Origin of the sequence: Kitasatospora sp. NPDC088391 (assembly GCF_044753345.1) — a bacterium.
Lineage (GTDB): Bacteria > Actinomycetota > Actinomycetes > Streptomycetales > Streptomycetaceae > Kitasatospora.
Map to the genome: position 1 here is coordinate 497,342 of NZ_JBIVNB010000002.1, position 17,565 is coordinate 514,906.

General features: G+C 73.5%; 21 protein-coding genes. 14 read left to right on the plus strand and 7 right to left on the minus strand.

Annotated elements, in window-relative coordinates; translation table 11 throughout:
- The first annotated feature begins 146 nt into the window (after nucleotides 1–146).
- The 5 genes from paaA to paaE all read left to right on the plus strand — a co-directional run bounded on the left by paaA (nucleotide 147) and on the right by paaE (nucleotide 3,915).
- Complete coding sequence (paaA, locus tag ACIQBJ_RS06685; protein ID WP_400704634.1) at nucleotides 147–1,118, plus strand: 1,2-phenylacetyl-CoA epoxidase subunit PaaA; 972 nt, start codon at nucleotides 147–149, stop codon at nucleotides 1,116–1,118.
- Complete coding sequence (gene paaB, locus ACIQBJ_RS06690) at nucleotides 1,115–1,408, plus strand: 1,2-phenylacetyl-CoA epoxidase subunit PaaB (protein ID WP_400704637.1); 294 nt, start codon at nucleotides 1,115–1,117, stop codon at nucleotides 1,406–1,408. Before paaA ends, paaB begins: the two co-directional genes overlap by 4 nt.
- A gap of 64 nt (nucleotides 1,409–1,472) precedes the next feature.
- A complete protein-coding gene (gene paaC / locus ACIQBJ_RS06695) occupies nucleotides 1,473–2,354 on the plus strand; it encodes a 1,2-phenylacetyl-CoA epoxidase subunit PaaC (RefSeq protein ID WP_400704641.1) in 882 nt (293 codons plus the stop codon).
- Nucleotides 2,348–2,848, plus strand: a complete 501-nt coding sequence (gene paaD / locus ACIQBJ_RS06700; RefSeq protein ID WP_400704644.1) for a 1,2-phenylacetyl-CoA epoxidase subunit PaaD — start codon at nucleotides 2,348–2,350, stop codon at nucleotides 2,846–2,848. The genes paaC and paaD overlap by 7 nt, the downstream gene beginning before the upstream one ends.
- Nucleotides 2,848–3,915 (plus strand): 1,2-phenylacetyl-CoA epoxidase subunit PaaE, encoded by a 1,068-nt coding sequence (gene paaE, locus ACIQBJ_RS06705; protein WP_400704647.1) that lies wholly within the window; start codon nucleotides 2,848–2,850, stop codon nucleotides 3,913–3,915. The genes paaD and paaE overlap by 1 nt, the downstream gene beginning before the upstream one ends.
- Before the next feature lie 59 nt (nucleotides 3,916–3,974).
- On the opposite strand, the gene ACIQBJ_RS06710 is transcribed toward paaE, so the two are convergent.
- On the minus strand, nucleotides 3,975–4,541 hold the full coding sequence (locus ACIQBJ_RS06710) for a GNAT family N-acetyltransferase (RefSeq protein ID WP_400704650.1): 567 nt from the start codon (nucleotides 4,539–4,541) through the stop codon (nucleotides 3,975–3,977).
- Nucleotides 4,542–4,561: 20 nt separating this feature from the next.
- Nucleotides 4,562–5,248 carry an alpha/beta fold hydrolase gene (locus ACIQBJ_RS06715; protein ID WP_400704653.1) on the minus strand — a complete coding sequence of 229 codons (687 nt, stop codon included), beginning with the start codon at nucleotides 5,246–5,248 and terminating at the stop codon, nucleotides 4,562–4,564.
- Nucleotides 5,249–5,437: 189 nt separating this feature from the next.
- Here ACIQBJ_RS06715 and ACIQBJ_RS06720 point away from each other — a divergent pair, with 189 nt between their 5' ends.
- The gene (locus ACIQBJ_RS06720; protein WP_400704656.1) at nucleotides 5,438–6,412 is read left to right on the plus strand and encodes a helix-turn-helix transcriptional regulator; all 975 of its coding nucleotides are present in this window, start codon (nucleotides 5,438–5,440) and stop codon (nucleotides 6,410–6,412) included.
- Between the two features lie 58 nt (nucleotides 6,413–6,470).
- Here the strand turns inward: ACIQBJ_RS06720 and ACIQBJ_RS06725 are convergent, their stop codons facing one another.
- Entirely contained in the window at nucleotides 6,471–7,553 is a 1,083-nt protein-coding gene (locus ACIQBJ_RS06725; RefSeq protein ID WP_400704659.1) for an FAD-dependent oxidoreductase, read from the minus strand.
- An 86-nt stretch (nucleotides 7,554–7,639) separates the two neighbouring features.
- Between ACIQBJ_RS06725 and ACIQBJ_RS06730 the strand changes: the two genes are divergently transcribed.
- Nucleotides 7,640–8,122 (plus strand): HNH endonuclease, encoded by a 483-nt coding sequence (locus tag ACIQBJ_RS06730; RefSeq protein WP_400704662.1) that lies wholly within the window; start codon nucleotides 7,640–7,642, stop codon nucleotides 8,120–8,122.
- Between the two features lie 402 nt (nucleotides 8,123–8,524).
- On the opposite strand, the gene ACIQBJ_RS06735 is transcribed toward ACIQBJ_RS06730, so the two are convergent.
- Complete coding sequence (locus tag ACIQBJ_RS06735; RefSeq protein WP_400704665.1) at nucleotides 8,525–8,701, minus strand: hypothetical protein; 177 nt, start codon at nucleotides 8,699–8,701, stop codon at nucleotides 8,525–8,527.
- Nucleotides 8,702–9,092: 391 nt separating this feature from the next.
- Here ACIQBJ_RS06735 and ACIQBJ_RS06740 point away from each other — a divergent pair, with 391 nt between their 5' ends.
- From ACIQBJ_RS06740 to ACIQBJ_RS06760, 5 genes are all read left to right on the plus strand, one after another.
- Nucleotides 9,093–9,383, plus strand: coding sequence for a hypothetical protein (locus ACIQBJ_RS06740; RefSeq protein WP_400705815.1), 291 nt, complete (start codon nucleotides 9,093–9,095; stop codon nucleotides 9,381–9,383).
- A complete protein-coding gene (locus ACIQBJ_RS06745) occupies nucleotides 9,364–9,882 on the plus strand; it encodes a DUF6879 family protein (protein ID WP_400704668.1) in 519 nt (172 codons plus the stop codon). The genes ACIQBJ_RS06740 and ACIQBJ_RS06745 overlap by 20 nt, the downstream gene beginning before the upstream one ends.
- 12 nt (nucleotides 9,883–9,894) lie before the next feature.
- Complete coding sequence (locus tag ACIQBJ_RS06750) at nucleotides 9,895–10,743, plus strand: helix-turn-helix domain-containing protein (protein WP_400704671.1); 849 nt, start codon at nucleotides 9,895–9,897, stop codon at nucleotides 10,741–10,743.
- Nucleotides 10,744–11,184: 441 nt separating this feature from the next.
- Complete coding sequence (locus ACIQBJ_RS06755; RefSeq protein ID WP_400704674.1) at nucleotides 11,185–11,655, plus strand: hypothetical protein; 471 nt, start codon at nucleotides 11,185–11,187, stop codon at nucleotides 11,653–11,655.
- A 68-nt stretch (nucleotides 11,656–11,723) separates the two neighbouring features.
- On the plus strand, nucleotides 11,724–12,515 hold the full coding sequence (locus ACIQBJ_RS06760; protein ID WP_400704677.1) for an aminoglycoside phosphotransferase: 792 nt from the start codon (nucleotides 11,724–11,726) through the stop codon (nucleotides 12,513–12,515).
- A gap of 270 nt (nucleotides 12,516–12,785) precedes the next feature.
- On the opposite strand, the gene ACIQBJ_RS06765 is transcribed toward ACIQBJ_RS06760, so the two are convergent.
- Nucleotides 12,786–13,157 carry a YbjQ family protein gene (locus ACIQBJ_RS06765; protein WP_400704680.1) on the minus strand — a complete coding sequence of 124 codons (372 nt, stop codon included), beginning with the start codon at nucleotides 13,155–13,157 and terminating at the stop codon, nucleotides 12,786–12,788.
- 549 nt (nucleotides 13,158–13,706) lie between these two features.
- Here ACIQBJ_RS06765 and ACIQBJ_RS06770 point away from each other — a divergent pair.
- Nucleotides 13,707–14,624: a hypothetical protein gene (locus tag ACIQBJ_RS06770; protein WP_400704683.1), complete on the plus strand. Its 918-nt coding sequence runs from the start codon at nucleotides 13,707–13,709 to the stop codon at nucleotides 14,622–14,624.
- A gap of 17 nt (nucleotides 14,625–14,641) precedes the next feature.
- Nucleotides 14,642–15,421, plus strand: coding sequence for an aminoacyl-tRNA hydrolase (locus ACIQBJ_RS06775; RefSeq protein ID WP_400704686.1), 780 nt, complete (start codon nucleotides 14,642–14,644; stop codon nucleotides 15,419–15,421).
- Nucleotides 15,422–15,477: 56 nt separating this feature from the next.
- On the opposite strand, the gene ACIQBJ_RS06780 is transcribed toward ACIQBJ_RS06775, so the two are convergent.
- Complete coding sequence (locus tag ACIQBJ_RS06780; RefSeq protein ID WP_400704689.1) at nucleotides 15,478–15,813, minus strand: hypothetical protein; 336 nt, start codon at nucleotides 15,811–15,813, stop codon at nucleotides 15,478–15,480.
- Between the two features lie 244 nt (nucleotides 15,814–16,057).
- On the minus strand, nucleotides 16,058–17,410 hold the full coding sequence (locus tag ACIQBJ_RS06785) for a phenylacetate--CoA ligase family protein (RefSeq protein WP_400704692.1): 1,353 nt from the start codon (nucleotides 17,408–17,410) through the stop codon (nucleotides 16,058–16,060).
- Nucleotides 17,411–17,565: the final 155 nt, after the last annotated feature.

The window sequence follows — 17,565 nt, forward strand, 5'->3', positions numbered from 1 at the left end:
CCGGTTCCGCCGGTCGGGCGGGCCCTTCCGTCGCTTCTTCTCCTTCTCCTGCGGTTCCGCCGGTCGGTGCGGCCTGTCCGGCGGGTCCGCCCGTTCGGTTCCGTCGCTGCCGGGCTCCTTGCCACTGCCGGGCCGCTGTGTACAGAATGGACCCGACCGAACGGTCAGTCGGGAGGTGGGCGATGGAGACGCAGGAGCGGTTCGACGCGGTGATCGCGGCGGAGCAGCGGGTGGAGCCCCGGGACTGGATGCCCGAGGCCTACCGGGCCACACTGGTGCGGCAGATCGCGCAGCACGCCCACTCGGAGATCATCGGCATGCAGCCGGAGGGCAACTGGCTGACCAGGGCCCCCTCGCTGCGCCGCAAGGCGATCCTGCTGGCGAAGGCGCAGGACGAGGCCGGGCACGGGCTGTACCTGTACGCGGCGGCGGAGACCCTCGGGGTGGACCGCGCCGAGCTGACCGAGAAGCTGATCGACGGCCGGCAGAAGTACTCCTCGATCTTCAACTACCCGACGCTGACCTTCGCCGACGTCGGCGTGATCGGCTGGCTGGTGGACGGCGCCGCGATCTGCAACCAGGTGCCGCTGTGCCGGTGCAGCTACGGGCCGTACGCCCGGGCGATGGTGCGGATCTGCAAGGAGGAGTCCTTCCACCAGCGGCAGGGCTACGAGCTGCTGATGACGCTGATGGCGGGCACGGACGCGCAGCGCGCCATGGTGCAGGACGCGGTGGACCGCTGGTGGTGGCCGTCGCTGATGATGTTCGGCCCGCCGGACGGGGCCTCGCCGAACAGTGAGCGCTCGATGGCCTGGCGGATCAAGCGGCACAGCAACGACGAACTCCGGCAGCGCTTCGTCGACATGACCGTCCCGCAGGCCCAGCACCTCGGCGTGACGCTGCCGGACCCGGCGCTGGCGTGGAACGAGGAGCGCGGCGGCTGGGACTTCGGCGAGCCGGACTGGTCGGAGCTGCAGCAGGTGATCAAGGGCCAGGGGCCGTGCAACGCGCAGCGCGTCGAGCGCCGCCGCGAGGCCCACGAGAACGGCGCCTGGGTGCGCGAGGCGGCGTCCGCGTACGCCGCCAAGCGGGCGGCGCGGGAAGGGAGTTCGGCATGAGCGGGGAACGCGCGGCCTGGCCGCTGTACGAGGTGTTCGTCCGGCCCCGGCGCGGCCTGAACCACGTGCACGTGGGGTCGCTGCACGCCGCCGACGACCGGATGGCGCTGCTCGCCGCCCGGGACGTCTACACCCGGCGCAACGAGGGCGTCAGCCTGTGGGTGGTCCGCTCGGACGCGATCACCGCCTCCAGCCCGGACGAGCAGGACCCGTTCTTCGAGCCGAGCGGCGACAAGGTGTACCGGCATCCCACCTTCTACCCGATCCCCGAGGACGTCCCGCACATCTGACGGACCGTCAGACCGGCCGACCGGGCAGCCGACCGACCGCCAACCACCGAGCAGGGAAGACGACATGAGCGACGACCACGTGTACCTCTCGCTGGCCGAGGCGGGCCCGGAGCCGGACGGCGAGGCCCGCTGGGCGTACGGCACGGGCTTCGCCGACCCGCTGCTGGGCGTGGACGCCGCCCCGCCGGCCGGGATCGACCCGGCCGACCTCGCCGCGTACTGCCTGATGCTCGGCGACGACGCCCTGGTGCTGGCCCAGCGGCTGATCCAATGGGTCACCCGGGCACCGGAGTTGGAGGAAGAGGTGGCGCTCGCCAACCTCGGCCTCGACCTGCTCGGCCAGGCCCGCCGCCTGCTCACCCGCTCCGGCCAGCTGGACGGCACCGGCCGCAACGAGGACGAACTCGCCTACTGGCGCGAGGAGTCGGCGTACCGCAACGTCCGGCTGGTCGAGCTGGAGAACGGCGACTTCGCGCAGTGCGTGGTCCGGCTGCTGCTGTTCGCCACCGCCCGCGAGGAGCTGTACCGCCGACTGGCCGGCCACGCCGACCCGGTGCTGGCGGCCGTCGCGGCCCTCGGCGTCAAGGAGTTGGCGTACCACCGCGAGTACGCCGAGTCCTGGACGGTCCGGCTCGGCGACGGCACCGCGCACTCGCACGGCCGGATGCGCGACGCCCTGGACGGCCTCTGGCCCTGGCTGGAGGAGCTGTTCACCCCGCACGAGGTCGAACTCCGGCTCGGCGTCGACCCGTCGGAGCTGCGCGCCCCCGTCCTGGCCAGCCTGGAAAGGGTGTTGACGGAGGCCACGCTGCCCGTCCCCGAGGTCGCCGGGCGGGCCTACGTCAACGGCCGGGCCGGCCGGCACGGCGTCCACACCGAGGCGCTCGGCCCGCTGCTGGCCGAACTCCAGGTGCTGGCCCGGGCGCACCCGGGGGCGACGTGGTGAGCACCCTGGAGCGGGCCCGGGAGGTCGCGGCCGCCGTCCCCGACCCCGAACTGCCCATGCTGACGCTGGCCGACCTCGGCGTGCTGGCCGGGGTCGAGGAGGAGGACGGCGCCGTCACGGCCTGGCTGACGCCCACCTACTCGGGCTGCCCCGCGATCGCCGAGATGGCCTCCGACGTGGCCCGCCGGCTGCGCGCCGCCGGGTTCGCCCGGGTCGAGGTGCGGCTGCGGATCGACCCGCCGTGGTCCAGCGACCGGATCACCCCCGAGGGCCGCCGCAAGCTCGCCGAGGCGGGCATCGCCCCGCCGGCCCCCGGAGCCCGGTCCGCCCCCGGCGGGCTGCTGCACCTCGGCCCCACCCGGCGGACCGTGACCTGCCCGCAGTGCGGCTCCACCGACACCGAGGAGCTGTCCCGGTTCGGCTCCACCGCCTGCAAGTCGCTGTGGCGGTGCCGCAGTTGCCGCGAACCCTTCGACCGGATCAAGGAGATCTGATGGCCGTCCGCCGCCCGCGGTTCCACCCGCTGCCGATCGGCGCCCTGGAACGGCTCTGCGAGGACGCCGTCGCGGTGACCTTCGACGTTCCCGCCGAACTGGCCGGGGAGTTCGCGTTCCGCCCCGGCCAGACCCTCACCATGCGCCGGGTCGTCGACGGCGCCGACGAGCGCCGCTCCTACTCGCTCTGCTCGCCGGTCGGCGGCCCGCTGCGGATCGCCGTCCGCGAGGTGCCCGGCGGCCTGTTCTCGCACTGGCTGGTGAACGAGGCCGGGATCGGCGAGAGCGTCGAAGTGCTGCCCCCCGGCGGCCTGTTCACCGCCGATCCGGCCGAGCCCGCCGAGCACGTGCTGATCGCGGCCGGCTCCGGCATCACCCCGATGCTGTCGATCGCCGCCTCCGTGCTGGCCGGGAACCCGGACTCCCGGGTCACCCTGCTGTACGGCAACCGGCGCAGCGACACCGTGATGTTCGCCGACGAGCTGGCCGACCTGAAGGACCGCCACCTCGGCCGCTTCCAACTGGTGCACGTGCTCTCCCGGGAGAGCCGGGACGCCGAACTGCTCAGCGGCCGGCTCGACCCCGACCGGGTGCGCGCCCTGCTGGCCGCCCTGGTCGACGTCCCCGCCGTCGACCACTGGTGGCTGTGCGGCCCGTTCGGCCTGGTCACCGGGGCCCGCGAGCTGCTGGCCGAACTCGGCGTCCCCGCCGGGCGGGTGCACCAGGAGCTGTTCCACGCCGAGGACGAGCGCCCCGAGGAACGGCACCCCGAACCCGAGCCGGACGCCGCCGCCAGCGAGGTCACCGTGGTGCTCGACGGCCGCTCCAGCACCCTCGCCCTGCCGCGCGACCGCTCCATCCTGGACGGCGCCCAGCGGGCCCGCCCCGACCTGCCGTTCGCCTGCAAGGGCGGGGTCTGCGGCACCTGCCGGGCGCTGGTCTGCGACGGCAAGGTCGAGATGCGGCGCAACTTCGCGCTGGAGGAGTCCGAGATCGAGGCCGGCTACGTCCTCACCTGCCAGGCCCGCCCGGTCTCCGACCGGGTCACCGTCGACTACGACCGGTAGCGGGCCGGGCCGGGCCAGAGCGGAGCGGAACAGGGGCGGCGGGGCGGGCCGGGACGGGGTCAGCGGGACGGCGGCAGCCGCCGGTGCACGATCCAGGCGTGCTTGCCGACCTGCCGGACCCGGGCGAACCCGTGCTCCTCGAACAGCTCGACCGTCCCGCTGAACAGGAACCGGCCCTGCGCCGTCCGCCCGTCCACGGTCTCCGGGAGCGCCTCCACCAGGCCGCCGCCCGCCCCGGCGAGCAGGTCGAGCGCCCCCGCCAGCGCGGCCCGGGCGAACCCGCGGCCGCGCTGCCGGGGCTCGACGTACACGCAGGTGATCCGCCAGTCCGGGCGCGGCGGCGGCTCCTGCCGGTAGACGCGGCCGTGCTTGATGTTCGGCAGCTCCTCGGCGCTGCCGAACTGGCACCACCCCCGGGCGGCGCCGTCCCCGTCGAGCACCAGCGCGGCGTGCGCCCGGCCGGTGCGCACCAGTTGCTCCTTGAAGGCCCGCCGGTCCAGGCCCGGCGGCCGGCAGTCCCCGTGGTAGGCGGTGCACCAACAGCCGCCGTACACACCGTTGTCGCGCTCCGCCAGCTCGGCGAACAGCGGCCAGGTCGAGGCGTCCAGCGGGACGGTGACGGGCACGGGCGCCGCCTCCGGGCGGGTCAACTCCGCCGGTCCGCGCGGTCGACGGCCTCGGCCAGCTCGACGGGGCGGCTGAACATCGGCCAGTGCCCGGAGTCCAGCGGCACGAGCGCGATCCGCTCCATCCGGGACACCTCCGGGGCCGCGCCCTGCGCGATCCACTCCCGCACCTGCTCGGGCGGGGCCTCGGCGCAGAGCATCGTCACCGGGACCTGGTGGCGGCGCTCGTCGGACAGCCGCACCGTGCCCCGGGCGACCTGCTCGGGGACGGTCACGGCCGCCGCCGCGATCCGGTCCCGCAGCCCGGCGTCCAGGTCCGAGATGCTCGGACCCTCGAACGGCTCCCAGCCCGGGAACGGCACCACGCCGTCCACGACCGGGAACGCGCCCGCGTACAACTCCCCGTCCGCCTCCGGGAACCCGTCCACCAGGACCAGGCCCGCCACCCGCTCCGGACGGGCGTCCACGGCCTGCCAGCCGAGCGTGCAGGCCGCCGAGTGCGCGACCACCAGCGGCGCGCCGTCCGCCGCGTCCACGGCCGCGACCACCGCCGCCACCTGCTCGTCCAGCGTGGCGGCGGACCGGCCGTCGCCCTGCCCCGGCAGCGTCAGCGGGACCGGGCGGTGGCCCAGCTCCTCCAGCGCGGGCAGCACCGCGTCCCAGGCCGAACCGTCCAACCACAGGCCGCCGATCAGCAGCACGTCCATGAGGGGCTCCGTTCCGTACGGGGCACGCGGGCGTCGTCGCCGCGGCCCGTTCCAGCAGGTCGCCACCCATGCTAGGAACGGTTCCGGACGATCTGCTTCCTGAATTCCGCACGGACTCGCCCGGGTCCGCACAGGCCCGCACCGGGTGCCGCGGGAGCCCGGGACCGGCGGGCTCCTAGGCTGGTCGGCGTGTCCACCGGAACCAGCCCCACCGCCCGCGCGCTGCGCGCCCTGGAGATCCTCCGCGACCGGCCCGGCACCACCTCCGAGCAGCTCGCCGAACGCCTCGGCGTCACCGACCGGGCCGCCCGCCGCTACGTGGCGATCCTGCGCGAGGCCGGGGTGCCGGTGGAGTCCGAGCGCGGCCCCTACGGCGGCTACCGGCTCGGGCGCGGGACGCGGCTCCCGCCGGTCTCCTTCACCCAGGACGAGGCGCTCGGCCTGGTGATGGCCGTGCTCGACGGCCGCCCCGCCGCCACCGACCCCGACGACCAGGTCGGCGCCGCCCTCGGCAAGGTGGTCCGGGCGCTGCCCGAGCCGATCGCCCGGCAGGCCGCCGTGCTGCGCGAGTACGCCGCCGCCGCGCCCGACCCGTACCCGACCCACCCCGACCCCGCCGTCGCCGCCGCCCTGGTCGAGGCGATCGCCGCCCGCCGCCGGGTGCTGATCGACTACCGCAGCGGTGGCAGTGGCGGCAGCGAGTGGCGGGCCGAGGTCGACCCGTGGGCGGTGGTGGTCCGCCGGGCCCGCTGGTACCTGCTCTGCCACTCCCACCGCTCCGACGCCGTCCGCACCTACCGGATCGACCGGGTGCGCGCCGCCGTGCCCACCGCCACCCCGTTCCGGATGCCCGAGGACCTCGACCCCGTCGCGCTGCTCGAACAACACCTCGGCACCGGTTGGGCGTTCGAGACCCGGGTGGTCTTCGACGCCCCCTACGAGCAGGTCGCCCCGTGGGTCGGCGCCGCGATGGGCCGCCTCGAACCGGCGGGCGGGGGCTGCACGTTGACCGGCAGCACCCGCAACCCCACGATGTACGCGGGGGAGTGGCTGGCCGCCGTCCCGTTCCCGTTCCGGGTCGAGGGCGGGCCCGAACTGCGGGACGCCGTCGCCGTGCTGGCATCCCGCTTCACGGCCGCGCTGGAGCCGGAACCCGGCTCCTGACGGACCGTCGGGTCGCGTGAATCGTCACGCCTCGCGGACCGTCACGCCTCGCGGACCGTCACGCCCCGTGGACGCCGACCGCCGTCTCGGGCGCGCCCAGCAGCGCCACCACCTCGTTGACCGCCGTGCGGCCCGCTCGGTTCGCGCCCACCGTGGACGCCGACGGCCCGTAGCCCAGCAGGTGGACGCGCGGATCGTCGGCGACCCGGGTGCCGTCCATCCGGATGCCGCCGCCCGCCGTGCGCAGGCCCAGCGGCGCCAGGTGCGTCAACTCGGCCCGGAAACCGGTCGCCCAGATGATCGCGTCCACCGCCGACTCCTGGTCGCCCCAGGCCACCCCGTGCTCGGTCAGCCGGTCGAACATCGGCCGGCGGTGCAGCACCCCCAGCTCCTCGGCCCGCCGGTAGGCCACGCTCGGGCCCAGGCCCGTCACCGAGACCACGCTGCGCACCGGCAGCCCCGCCCGGACCCGCTCCTCCACCCTGGCAACCACCTCGCGCCCGAACTCCGGCGTGAACGGCCCCTGGTGGACCACCGGCGGGGTCCGCGTCACCCAGATCGTCTCCGCCACCGCCCCGACCTCCGACAGCACCTGCACCGCCGACGCCCCGCCGCCGACCACCACCACCCGCTGCCCCGCGAACTCCGCCGGGCCCCGGTAGTCCGCGTAGTGCAGCTGACGCCCCGTGAAACTGCCCGGGTAGCGCGGCAGGAACGGCCGCGTCCAGGTGCCGGTGGCGTTCAGCAGCGCCCGGGCGATCCAGTCGCCCGCGTCCGTCTCCACCCGTAGCCGCCCGTCCGGCCGGTCGTGCACCGCCCGCACCCGCGCCGGCCGCAGTACCGGCAGCGCGTGCTTCGCCTCGTACGCGGCGAAGTACCCCGGCACCGCGACCCGGGCCTGCTCGGCCGGGCCGGTGGCCGGGAGTTCGAAGTCCGGCAGGTCGTGGAAGCCGTGCACGGTCGCCATCGTCAGCGAGGGCGAGCGGTGCGCCCAGGCGCCGCCCGGGGCGTCGTCGGCGTCCAGCACCACGAAGCCGGTGTACGGCGCGAAGCCGCGCCGCCGCAGGTGGTAGGCCGCCGACAGGCCGGCCTGCCCCGCGCCGATCACCAGCACGTCCACCTCGCGGACGGGCCCCGCCACACTGGTTGCACCTTGAACAGTCACACCGGTGAAACATCTCCGGGGTGCCGGACTGTTCCCGTGCGCGGCAGCCGTGCGCGGGAACAGTGCGCGGGAACGGTCCGGGGAACTCGGCCGAGCGGGGAGACGACCGCCGCCGTACCGTAGGCGCGGACCTCGGTGCCCACGCCGCCCGTCGCGTCCTGGACAGCGCCGACCTGAACACCGACCTGGAGGCCGACGGGCCGGGCTGCTGGTTGTGGCAGGGGATGAAGGACCGCGACGGTTACGGCCGGATGACCTACAAGGGCCCGCGCCACAGTCGCAAGTGGTTCGCCCATCGGGTGGCCGTCCATGTCTGGCGCGACCCCATCCCGCCCGGCATGGAGGTCGACCACCGCTGCGGCGTACGGACCTGCGTGAACCCCTGGCACTTGGACGTCGTCCTACCGGCCGAGAACCGCCGCAACGCCACCCACCACGGCCTGAAGGACTCCCTGGACGTCAACCGAGGCCAACACTACGTCTGGGAGATCACCCAGCTCGCCCGCGCCGCAGAGCAGACCCACACTCGCAAGCGCCGGACATGATGATCACGGACGAACTCCTTAGATCTACCCAACGTCAGCTTCGGCAAATGGAGTTGGCCGACAAGAATTCCAAGTCGCAATGATCTCAGTGAGGTTGAATGCCAGATTCGGTGCGCTTCGACCTGTGGTGCTGGTCACTGGACCCCGGGGGGTGACTCCCCTCGCGCCGTTCTCCCCTCCGGGGTGTCATGGCAGCTCAGGTCCGATGCGACCAGGGAACCGGACCACTTTCAACCCCAAAACCCTTGCAAACACTGGGCTGCGGACATCCGCGGCCCGTACCGAAAACCCCTGGAGCAGCCAATGGCCGACCACCCGGCCGCAACGCCCCCGGCCGGTCGACCCCGAGGGATGCGGCAAGAGCGCATCCGGGCCCGGCTGGTGAGCCAGTTCACGGAAGACCTACCGCACCCCGACGGCGGGGAGCCCGTCCCGGGCCAAGTCCTGGACCCCGCCGACTTCGTCCTGCTCGACAACGCCGCCGCCCTGCTCGCCGAAGTCGAAGCACTCGAAGACCAGGTGCGCCGCGACGGCCGAATGATCGACGGCGGCATGCGCGCCGGAGTCAAGGTCATCCACCCCGCCATCGCCCAAGCCGAACGCCATCGCACCGCCGCCGACCGCATCCTGCGCCCCCTCCGCCCGACGCCGCACTGCGCGGCCACAGCGCCCGCGACGCCGCTCTGGCCCGCCACTGGGGACGGCGCTGACCCGACTGCCGCAGCCCCGAACCCACGAGCGCCCCAAGGCCCCGCCCTGCCCCGCCCCGGAGGCAGAGCTGGGCCTTTCTCTCGTTCCAGCCCCGTCACTCTCCGCTCCGCCGGCCGTAGACCCTGCGTGACCCTGACGGGCCGTCGAATTCATTGGCGCCACTTGCTGACAGCTCATCAGAACTTGATGCGCCTGACAGGGACACGCTCGCCCAGCATCCTTGGAACCACGTGGAATCAGCTAGGCAGTGGAGGCCGACGTGGATCTAGAGTTTGTGGGCATCATCCCCAACACCCCTACCGACGAGTCGCCGACGATCTGGCGCGACGCGGCGACCGGCGACCTGATCATTCAGTCCTACAAGGCCGACGCGGAGACGATCCGCGCAGCCCAGATCGTCGGGTCGATTCCCGGGCACTCGACGGACATCCCGGACCACGAGACCATGATTCGGCTACCAGAAGTCATGATCCAGTTCCTTGCCCCGATCGTCGCCCAGTACCTCAACCAACCTCACGGAGTGTCAGAAAGTGCAACCCCCGGCGCGTAACGCACTTGCGCAGGCCCAGCGGACCGCCGTCCACCTTGAGATGCGCGACGCATACATGCTGGATGACCCGGAGTTCATCGCCTGGAAGGGGGGCAAGCGGCTGGACCAGGCCGACCGTGCCACCTGGTGGAACTCGTGGCACGACGTAGTGGCCGAAGCGGTCGGCCGGGGTGTCGTGGTCCGACGGGCCCGGATCGTGTCCGAGCCGATCAGCGATTACGTCCGGTACGAGTACGACGGCACGTTCGCCAATGTGGCGGCTGGCGAGCAGGTCCGGTGGCTGCCGAGGCGGAACACGGTGGGCCTGGCCCTGCCGGGTACGGACTTCTGGGTGTTCGACGGTGAGACGGTGTTGCTCCACCACTTCACCGGAGAGGGCCAGTTGGACCAGGACGGCCGCGAGTACCTGACCGATCCGGCGCTGGCCGACCTGTGCGGCTCCGCGTTCGAGGCGGTGTGGGACCGGGCCGTACCGCACGAGGACTACCGACCGCGCTGATCTGCTCTCACCGTGGCTGCCACATCATCGTCAAGCGTCCAGTACGCCCGGCAGGCCCTCGCCGCTCAGCTCCGCGAGATACAGCGGGACGCTGGGATCAACGGCCAGGAGCTGGCCGCCGCCTGTGGCTGGTACCCGTCCAAGGTCAGCCGTCTGCTCAACGCCCACACTCCTCCCTCGGAAGAGGACGTCCAGCAGTGGTGCCGGGCTTGCGGGGTGCCCGAGCGGGCGGCTGACCTGATCGCCTCTCTCCGGGCCGTCACCGGCATGTTCATCGACTGGCGGCGTATGGAGCGGGCCGGGCTGAAGCAGGCTCAGCTGGCAGTCCTCCCCCTGTTCGACCGCACGCGCCGGTTCCGGGCCTATTCGTCGTGGCTGGTACCCGGCCTGCTGCAAACCCGGGCCTACACGACCTCGGTGCTCCGCGCCGTACAGCGCCGCCGCGTGGCCGTGGACGACGTGGACGCCGCCGTATCCGCTCGAATGGACCGGCAGCGCATCCTCTACGAAGGCGACCACCAGTTCGCCTTCCTGGTGGAGGAGTCGGTTCTGCGGTCCTGCCTCGGTGATGCCGAAGTGCTGCGCGGGCAGCTCGACCACCTCGCCACGGTCGCGGCCCTGCCGAACGTCAGCCTCGGGATCATCCCGATGGCAGTCGGCCGGGTGCGCATGCCCGTGGAAGGCTTCTGGATCTTCGACACCGCACAGGTGAACGTGGAGCTGGTCTCCGGTTATCTGACGATCACTCGACCGTCCGAGATCAGCGCCTATGCGGACACGTTCGCCGAACTTGCCGAGCAAGCCGTGTACGGAGCCGCCGCACGTGACTTGCTCCGACAGGCCGGGCGGGGCATTGCCTGAGCTGCACCAACTCGCGTGGAATCTCGTGGAATTTCGTAGCAACGGATTCGGGCCGCTCCGTACCTTCCTGCTGACGGGACTGCACGGGAGGAACGGGCATGAGCGTGGATGCGAAGCAAGCAAGTAGGCGGGCTGCCCTGTCGCAGACCGCGTGTCCCTCGTGCGAGTACTTCAACGATGTTGCTGCCGCGTATCCGGTCGAGACGCACCCCACGATCGCCCGAAGGATCGCGGGATGGCGTGCCCGACACGCCCGCGAGGACGGGTGTCCGCAGGTGCCCGGCGTGGGCAGCCGCGCCGCGTGACGTCGGGAGGAATCCCGGACCGCGAGACCCCACGCCGGCCGACCGCAGGAAGGGCCCGGCCGGAGCGGGCCAGCACCACCCGGCGGGCGTATCCGCCCATCGGGACGCTGAACCACTCCACCCGGAGGTAAGCGCCATGAGCGTGAACGGCACTGCGGACCTCACTGCCACGGACCCGCGCGACCTGATCGGCCCGGAGGTCCGGGAGCTGATCCTCACCACCTACCGGGCCAACCACCCGGACGTGCCCGAGGCCCGGACCGAACTGGGGGTCGGCCAGTTGGCCGCCTTCCTGACGGCGTGCGCGACCAGTGACCGGCCGCTGAGCCCGTCGCCGGAGGTGGACGACTACTGGCACGCCTTCGTGCTCAACACCGAGGCGTACATGGGCTGGTGCACGGCCAGCTTCGGCAGGATGGTGCACCACAAGCCGGGATACCTGGACCCGGAGCAGCACGGTGGAGGCAAGGTGCTGCGGGCCCGCGCCATCGACGCCATCGCCGAACTGGGCTTCCTGCTGGAACCCGACTTCTGGCCGGAGATCGAGCTGGCGGACTGCTCGCAGTGCCACGCCAACTGCCACGACAGCCCGTTCGCGGGCAAGTAGATCCGCCATCCGGCCGGGGCCCCGCCACGGGGCCCCGGCCGACCCCCATTCACGAACGGAACTCACCAGTGACGCGCACCGCATGGGACCAGCTCCCCGCCCAAGCACGGCAAGCCGTAGAGGTCCTGACCGGCCCGGTCGTCAAGGCGCAGAGCGCGGGCAACGGGGTCAACTCCGCGTTCGCCAGCCTGTTGGAGACGAACGGCGACCGGGTGTTCGTCAAGGGCGTGCCGACGGACGCCCCGGGAGCGTGGGTGTACGGGCACGAGGCCGATGTGTCCGCCGTGGCCCCGTTGACCGCTTTCCCCAAGTGGCGGGCGGAGGGCGGCGGGTGGAGCTTCTACGGGTACGAGTTCTGGCCCGGCCGCCACCCCGACTTCTCGCCGGACTCCCCGGACCTGCCGTTCGTGGCCGCCTCGCTGGCCGTGGTGTCGTCCTACCCGTGGCCCGCCACCGTCCGCAAGAAGCCCCTGAGCGACCGCCTGGCCCGATTCGTCCCGCCGGACGGCGTCGGCGCGCTGGACGGCTATTCGCTGGCGCACACGGACATGGGCGAGTTCAACCTGATCGTGTCCGGCGCTCAGGTCCGGTTGATCGACTGGGCACTGTCGTGCCCCGGGCCGGAGTGGACGGACGCCGCGCTGTGGGTGCCCCGGCTGATCGCGGCCGGGCACCCGGTGGAGGCCGCCGACCAGGTCGCGCGGGGCGTCACCGCGTACCGGGAGGCGGACCCCGACCGGCTGGGCGTGTTCGCCCGGACCATCCGGGCCGCATGGTCGGCGCGCACGGCCGAGGACCCCCTCCCGCAGCGTGTGAGGCTCACGGCAGCGGCCGAGGCATGGGCGGCAGCGTACGAGTGAGAGCAGCCCCGGGAGTGTGGTCTCCCCGGTCGCGGCATCTCCTGCTGACACGATGGATGGCCGACGCGGAGGACTTGGACGAGGAGCCCCCGGAGGACGTGAGGGGCCGGGCGGGGAGACGACCGCCGCCGTGCCGTAGGCGCGGACCTCGGTGCCCGCGTCGGCCGCCTCCGTGATGTCGAAGCGCATCGTCGGGCCGGTTCCACCGCCTCCGCTGATCCGGGGGGAGGGCGGAGGGGTGGTGTGCGGCGGGGTGCGGACGGAGGGTGGTCAGGCGATCGGGGAGATCACCGCGGCGGTGCCGTAGGCGCAGACCTCGGTGCCCACGTCGGCCGCCTCCGTGACGTCGAAACGCATCATCAGCACCGCGTTGCCGCCGCGGGCCTTGGTCTGCTCGACCAGGCGCTCCATGGCCTGGTTGCGGGTCTCGACCAGGGTCTTCGTCAGGCCGCGGAGCTCGCCGCCCATCAGGGACTTCAGGCCCGCGCCGATCTGCGAGCCGATGTGCCGGGAGCGCACGGTCAGGCCGAACACCTCGCCGATCACCCGCTCCACCCGGTAGCCGGGGATGTCGTTCGTGGTCACCACCAGGACGCCGCCGGACGGGTCCTGCCCGCCGCCGTACTCGTTCAGTTCGCTCATGCCCCCAGCCTCCGCCACGCCCGGGCCGGAGTCCGGACCGGCGCGCCGGGAAAGCGCTTTCCACTCGGCCGGGGCGGCCCGGCGGCGAGGACGCCGACACCTCGGCGGACGCCGTCGCCACACTGAACACCCGCCTCGGGCCGGACGTCGACGGGAGCCCGGAGAACTCGCCGGTGACCCTCGCCCGCACCGCCGCGCCCCCGTCCAGGTCGCGCGGCGACCTGGACGGACCGAGCGGGACGGGGGCACCCGCAGGCCCCGGTCGGCGCGCTGTGCGCGGTCTCCGCCACCCCGGTCATGTACGTCGAACTCCCGGGCGGCCACCACGCCTTCGACCTCTCCCACTCCTTCCGTTTCGAGGCCCCCGCCAACGGCATCGAGGACTTCGCCGGGTGGGTGATCGGCCGGAGAAGGGCCGCCCGGAGGCCCCGCCGGGCCCGCGCGGCCCGCGCCCGGTGGGGCCGGAACCGCCGCCCCGGGACCGCCCCCACCGGCACCTTTTGCGGAGAGCTGATGGACACCGGACCCCGGGTTTGTCAACCTTGTCGCATGGGCGAGCGAAACGATCATCCACAGGGGCCTGGTGCGGCGGAGGACGCCGGCGCGCAAGAGATCGAGGCCACGGTGGTGTTGGGGATCAGGATCACCGACTGGCCGGCACTCCGGGCCGCCGCGCAGGCGGCCGTCGAGGACCTCGACTTCGCCGGGATCGATCCCGAGGGCCAGCGCGTCCAACTGCTCCGGGAAGTCGCCGAGGACCCCAACGCGGCCCTCGGCGCGCTGCTCCACCCCGACCGCCTGGTCGCCGCGATCCCCGGCATCGAAGCACTCGGCGGCACCCTGGAGATCAGCGTCACCGACGACTTCGCCCCGGACTTCGCCGAGCTGTTCCCGCTCGACGACGACGGCGACACCGGTGACTGGACGCTGACCCCGCGCACCGCCTGCCTGCTGCACACCCAGCTGATCAGCCTCGCCGACGCCGCGTACGAGGACCTCGACGAGCACGGCGAGGACCCGGTCACCCTCGCCGACGAGGCCGACTGGTCCGTCCTCGGCCGCCTCCCGCAGCGCACCTGGAGCCTCCACCGGGGCTGGCGCCGCGCCTTCGCCCGGGCCTTCGACGACCTCGCCGACGACCTCGCCCTCGGCGAGTGGCCGCTGCCGCGCTGCGCCGCCGAGGACCTCGCGCTCCGGCTGGCCCTCGCCGACGCCCGGACCCTGCTCGGCTCCCAGCCCGAATCGGTCGCCGACATGATGGGCGACCTGCCCGCCGACCTGTACGACTACGACTGGGACGGCTGCACGGCCGAACTGTTCGGCGTCTACGGGCCCGACGAGGACGACAACGACCTCGACACCGGGCAGCGGATCGACCGGCTGCTCGCCGCCACCCACCCCGAGGGCTGGTTCCTCGGCTACGAGGACGCCGAGGAACGCGACCCCGCCCGGGGCTACCGCCGCTGAACTGGCATCCTGGAGGGGTGAGCTCACCCTTCGACCTTCCCGCCGCCGCCTCCGCTCCCGCCGACCCGGCCGACCCGGCCGACCCCGCCGAACTCCCGGCCGTCGGCGGGGGCGGGGCCGACCGCGACGCCAACCCGCAGTACGTGCTGCCGCTGGTGGTCCGGCTGGAGCGGGCCGAACCGCCCGCCCGCACCGACGCGTTGGAGACCTCGGCGCGGGCCGTGCTCACCCTGCTCGCCGACCCCCGGGTCACCGAGCCGGACGGCGAGTGGGCGGCACGGGTCGCGGCCTGGGAGGACGCCCGGATCCGCAAGGTGGTGCGGCGGGCCCGCGGCGGCGAGTGGCGCAAGGCCGCCGAACTGCCCGGCATCACCGTCCCGGGCGAGGGCGCCGAGGTACGGGTCTTCCCGCCGATCCCGCTGGACGGCTGGCCGAAGGAACTCGCCAAGCTCCAGGTCTCCGGCACCGACCTCGACGACCCCGTCCCGCCCGGCCCCGTCCCCGAGGGCGTCCCCGTCCTCTGGCTCAACCCCGCCCTGGAGATGAGCGCGGGCAAGACCATGGCGCAGACCGGCCACGCCGCCCAGCTCGCCTGGTGGCAACTGGACGACACCCGGCGCAAGGAGTGGGCGGAAAGCGGTTTCCGACTGGCCGTCAGAACCGCCGCCCCCGACGCCTGGCCCGCCCTCACCGACGGCCGCCTCCCGGTCGTCCACGACGCCGGCTTCACCGAGATCGCCCCGGGCAGCGCCACCGTCGTCGCCGACCACCCCGCCCTGCGCCCCGGCCGCCCGTAACGCACCGGCCCGCGCCGTCCGGACCGTCGGCCTGGCCCCGGGAGTTCGAGGGGCGGTCAGCCCCTGCCCGTCGAGGTCCCGGTCATCGGTCGGGAGCTGTTCCAGCTGGCGAGGAGGCCGAGGGTTTCGGCGTCGCGGCTGCCGGGCGGGACGGCGCAGAGGAGGTCGAGGCGGGCGTTGCGGAGGTGGGCGAGGACGCCGCCGACCGTCTCGACGAGGTTGCGCAGGCCGGGGCGGACGGGCCAGCGGGCGGGCCGGGCCGCTCCCGCCGGGCCGGTGGCGGTGGCGTCGGCGGCGCTCGCGGGCCTGCTGTTCCTGCCGATGACGTTGCAGAGCGTGGGCGTGTCCTTCGTGTCGGCGGCGGCGCCCCGCCGCTTCGGTGCCAGGGCCACGATGGTCGCCGGGCAGGGGCTGATGGGCGCCGGGCTGCTGGTGCTGTGCCTGCTGCCGGCCGCGTCCCCGGTGCGGGCGGTCGCGCCGCTGCCTTGGCACGGCGACGGCCAGGGCCGTCGCCGCCCACAGCGTCGCACGCCGACCACCGGGGCCGGACAGACCTGCCCGGCCCCACTGCCACGGTCCTCGCCCCCGGAGTCCGCCCGGAGTCCGCCCGGCGGGCCGTACGGGGACCGGTGGGTTTCAGGCGCGGATGTAGCGGGTGCGCTCCGGGCCGTCGGGCAGGTCGAGACGCTGGACCACCGGGTTGCGCTTGCCGCCGGCCGTCAGTACGAAGGGTGCGCCGATGCGGTGCCGCAGCCGGAAACCCTCTCCCGGGCCGAAGCGTTCCCCGAGCCGGGTGTCGATGTCCTGGACGGCCCGGGCTTCGGACGGGGAGGAGCCGGGGGTGTGCAGGTCGACCAGTCCGGGTTCGTCCTGGACGAGTTGGAAGTCCGGGATGCCCGAGGCTGCGAGGGCCGCCAACAGGGCGTAGGGCGAGTAGGAGGCCCCCTCGGCCCCGAGCAGGCTCACCCGGGCCCTGCCGATCAGGCCCTTGGTCACGGTGCCGGGCAGGCCGCAGCCGCAGGTGGTGGGGGCCGGTGCGAGGTCGCCGGTCACGTACCGGATCACCGGCATCGCTGTGGACAGCAGGCTGGTGAGAACGATGTCGGCCACGTCGCGGCCGGGGGCCGGGACGATTTCGGGCAGGACGAAGTCGTCCTGGAAGTGCATCTGCCGCTCGCGGCACTCGAAGGCTGCGTAGCCCGTCTCGGAGGTGGCGTAGAGCATCGTCACCGGGCAGTCGAACACGTCCTCGACGAACCGGCGCCCGCTGTCGGGCATCTGTTCGTAGGTGGCGATCACGCCACGCGGCCGCAGGACGATGCCGCGCTCCAGGCAGTACCGGGCCAGGCTGATGATCCGACTGGCGGAGCCGGTGATCTGGTCGACGGGGAAGCGGCCGACCACCGCCTCGTAGTCGGCGACGATCCCGGGCGCGTCGGGGTCGAACCCGCCGAGGTTGCACTTGACGTGCGGGCGAGGCAGCATCACCGGTTCGAACAGCGGGGTCTTGTCGAACAGCAGGCCGACGTTCAGGACGGTGCCGTTCGCCTCCGCCAGGCCGAGGTGGGCGCTGAGCCGCTCCCGGACGACCACGAGCGCGAGTCCGCCGGTCTCCGCGGTGGACAGCAGCACCACCGGCTGGCCGGTGCTCCCGCTGCTCCGGGTGAGGAAGAAACGCCCCGGTTCCATCCGGCCGGTGTCGTCGCGGCTGACGAAGTCGATGAAGTGGGCCTGCAGATCTGCCTTGCGGGTCAACGGGAAGTCGTCCAGGACCAGGTCGTCCCGGCCGCGCAGCGCCCGGTAGCGCGGGACGCGCCGACCGGCAGCGGCCAACAGCCCCGCGAGGCGCTCGGCACCCCGCTCGGGGTGGTACTCGGCCAACTGCAGGATTCGTTCGCGCTGTTCGTGGAACCAGGCCGAGGCTTGCTTGCGCGAGACGCGTTCCTGCACCTGCCGGAACTCGTGAGCGAGGTCGATCGGCAAATTCATCGCGGTGCCCTCCCGGTGCGGACGGGGGGGGGGGGGGGGGGGGGGGCCCCCCCCCCCCCCCCCCCCGGGGGGGGTGCCCGGGGGCCCCCCCGCCGGGGCGCCCCCCGCCCGCCCCCGCGGGGGCCACGGCTAAACGGCCCCCCACCCCGCCGGGC

Excerpts from the sequence above, each read along its gene's own strand:
- paaA (WP_400704634.1), top strand. The coding sequence starts at position 147 with ATGGACCCGACCGAACGGTCAGTCGGGAGGTGGGCGATGGAGACGCAG.
- paaB (WP_400704637.1), top strand. The coding sequence starts at position 1,115 with ATGAGCGGGGAACGCGCGGCCTGGCCGCTGTACGAGGTGTTCGTCCGG.
- paaC (WP_400704641.1), top strand. The coding sequence starts at position 1,473 with ATGAGCGACGACCACGTGTACCTCTCGCTGGCCGAGGCGGGCCCGGAG.
- paaE (WP_400704647.1), top strand. The coding sequence starts at position 2,848 with ATGGCCGTCCGCCGCCCGCGGTTCCACCCGCTGCCGATCGGCGCCCTG.
- ACIQBJ_RS06715 (WP_400704653.1), bottom strand. The coding sequence starts at position 5,248 with ATGGACGTGCTGCTGATCGGCGGCCTGTGGTTGGACGGTTCGGCCTGG.
- ACIQBJ_RS06755 (WP_400704674.1), top strand. The coding sequence starts at position 11,185 with ATGAGCGTGAACGGCACTGCGGACCTCACTGCCACGGACCCGCGCGAC.
- ACIQBJ_RS06765 (WP_400704680.1), bottom strand. The coding sequence starts at position 13,157 with ATGAGCGAACTGAACGAGTACGGCGGCGGGCAGGACCCGTCCGGCGGC.
- ACIQBJ_RS06770 (WP_400704683.1), top strand. The coding sequence starts at position 13,707 with ATGGGCGAGCGAAACGATCATCCACAGGGGCCTGGTGCGGCGGAGGAC.
- ACIQBJ_RS06785 (WP_400704692.1), bottom strand. The coding sequence starts at position 17,410 with ATGAATTTGCCGATCGACCTCGCTCACGAGTTCCGGCAGGTGCAGGAA.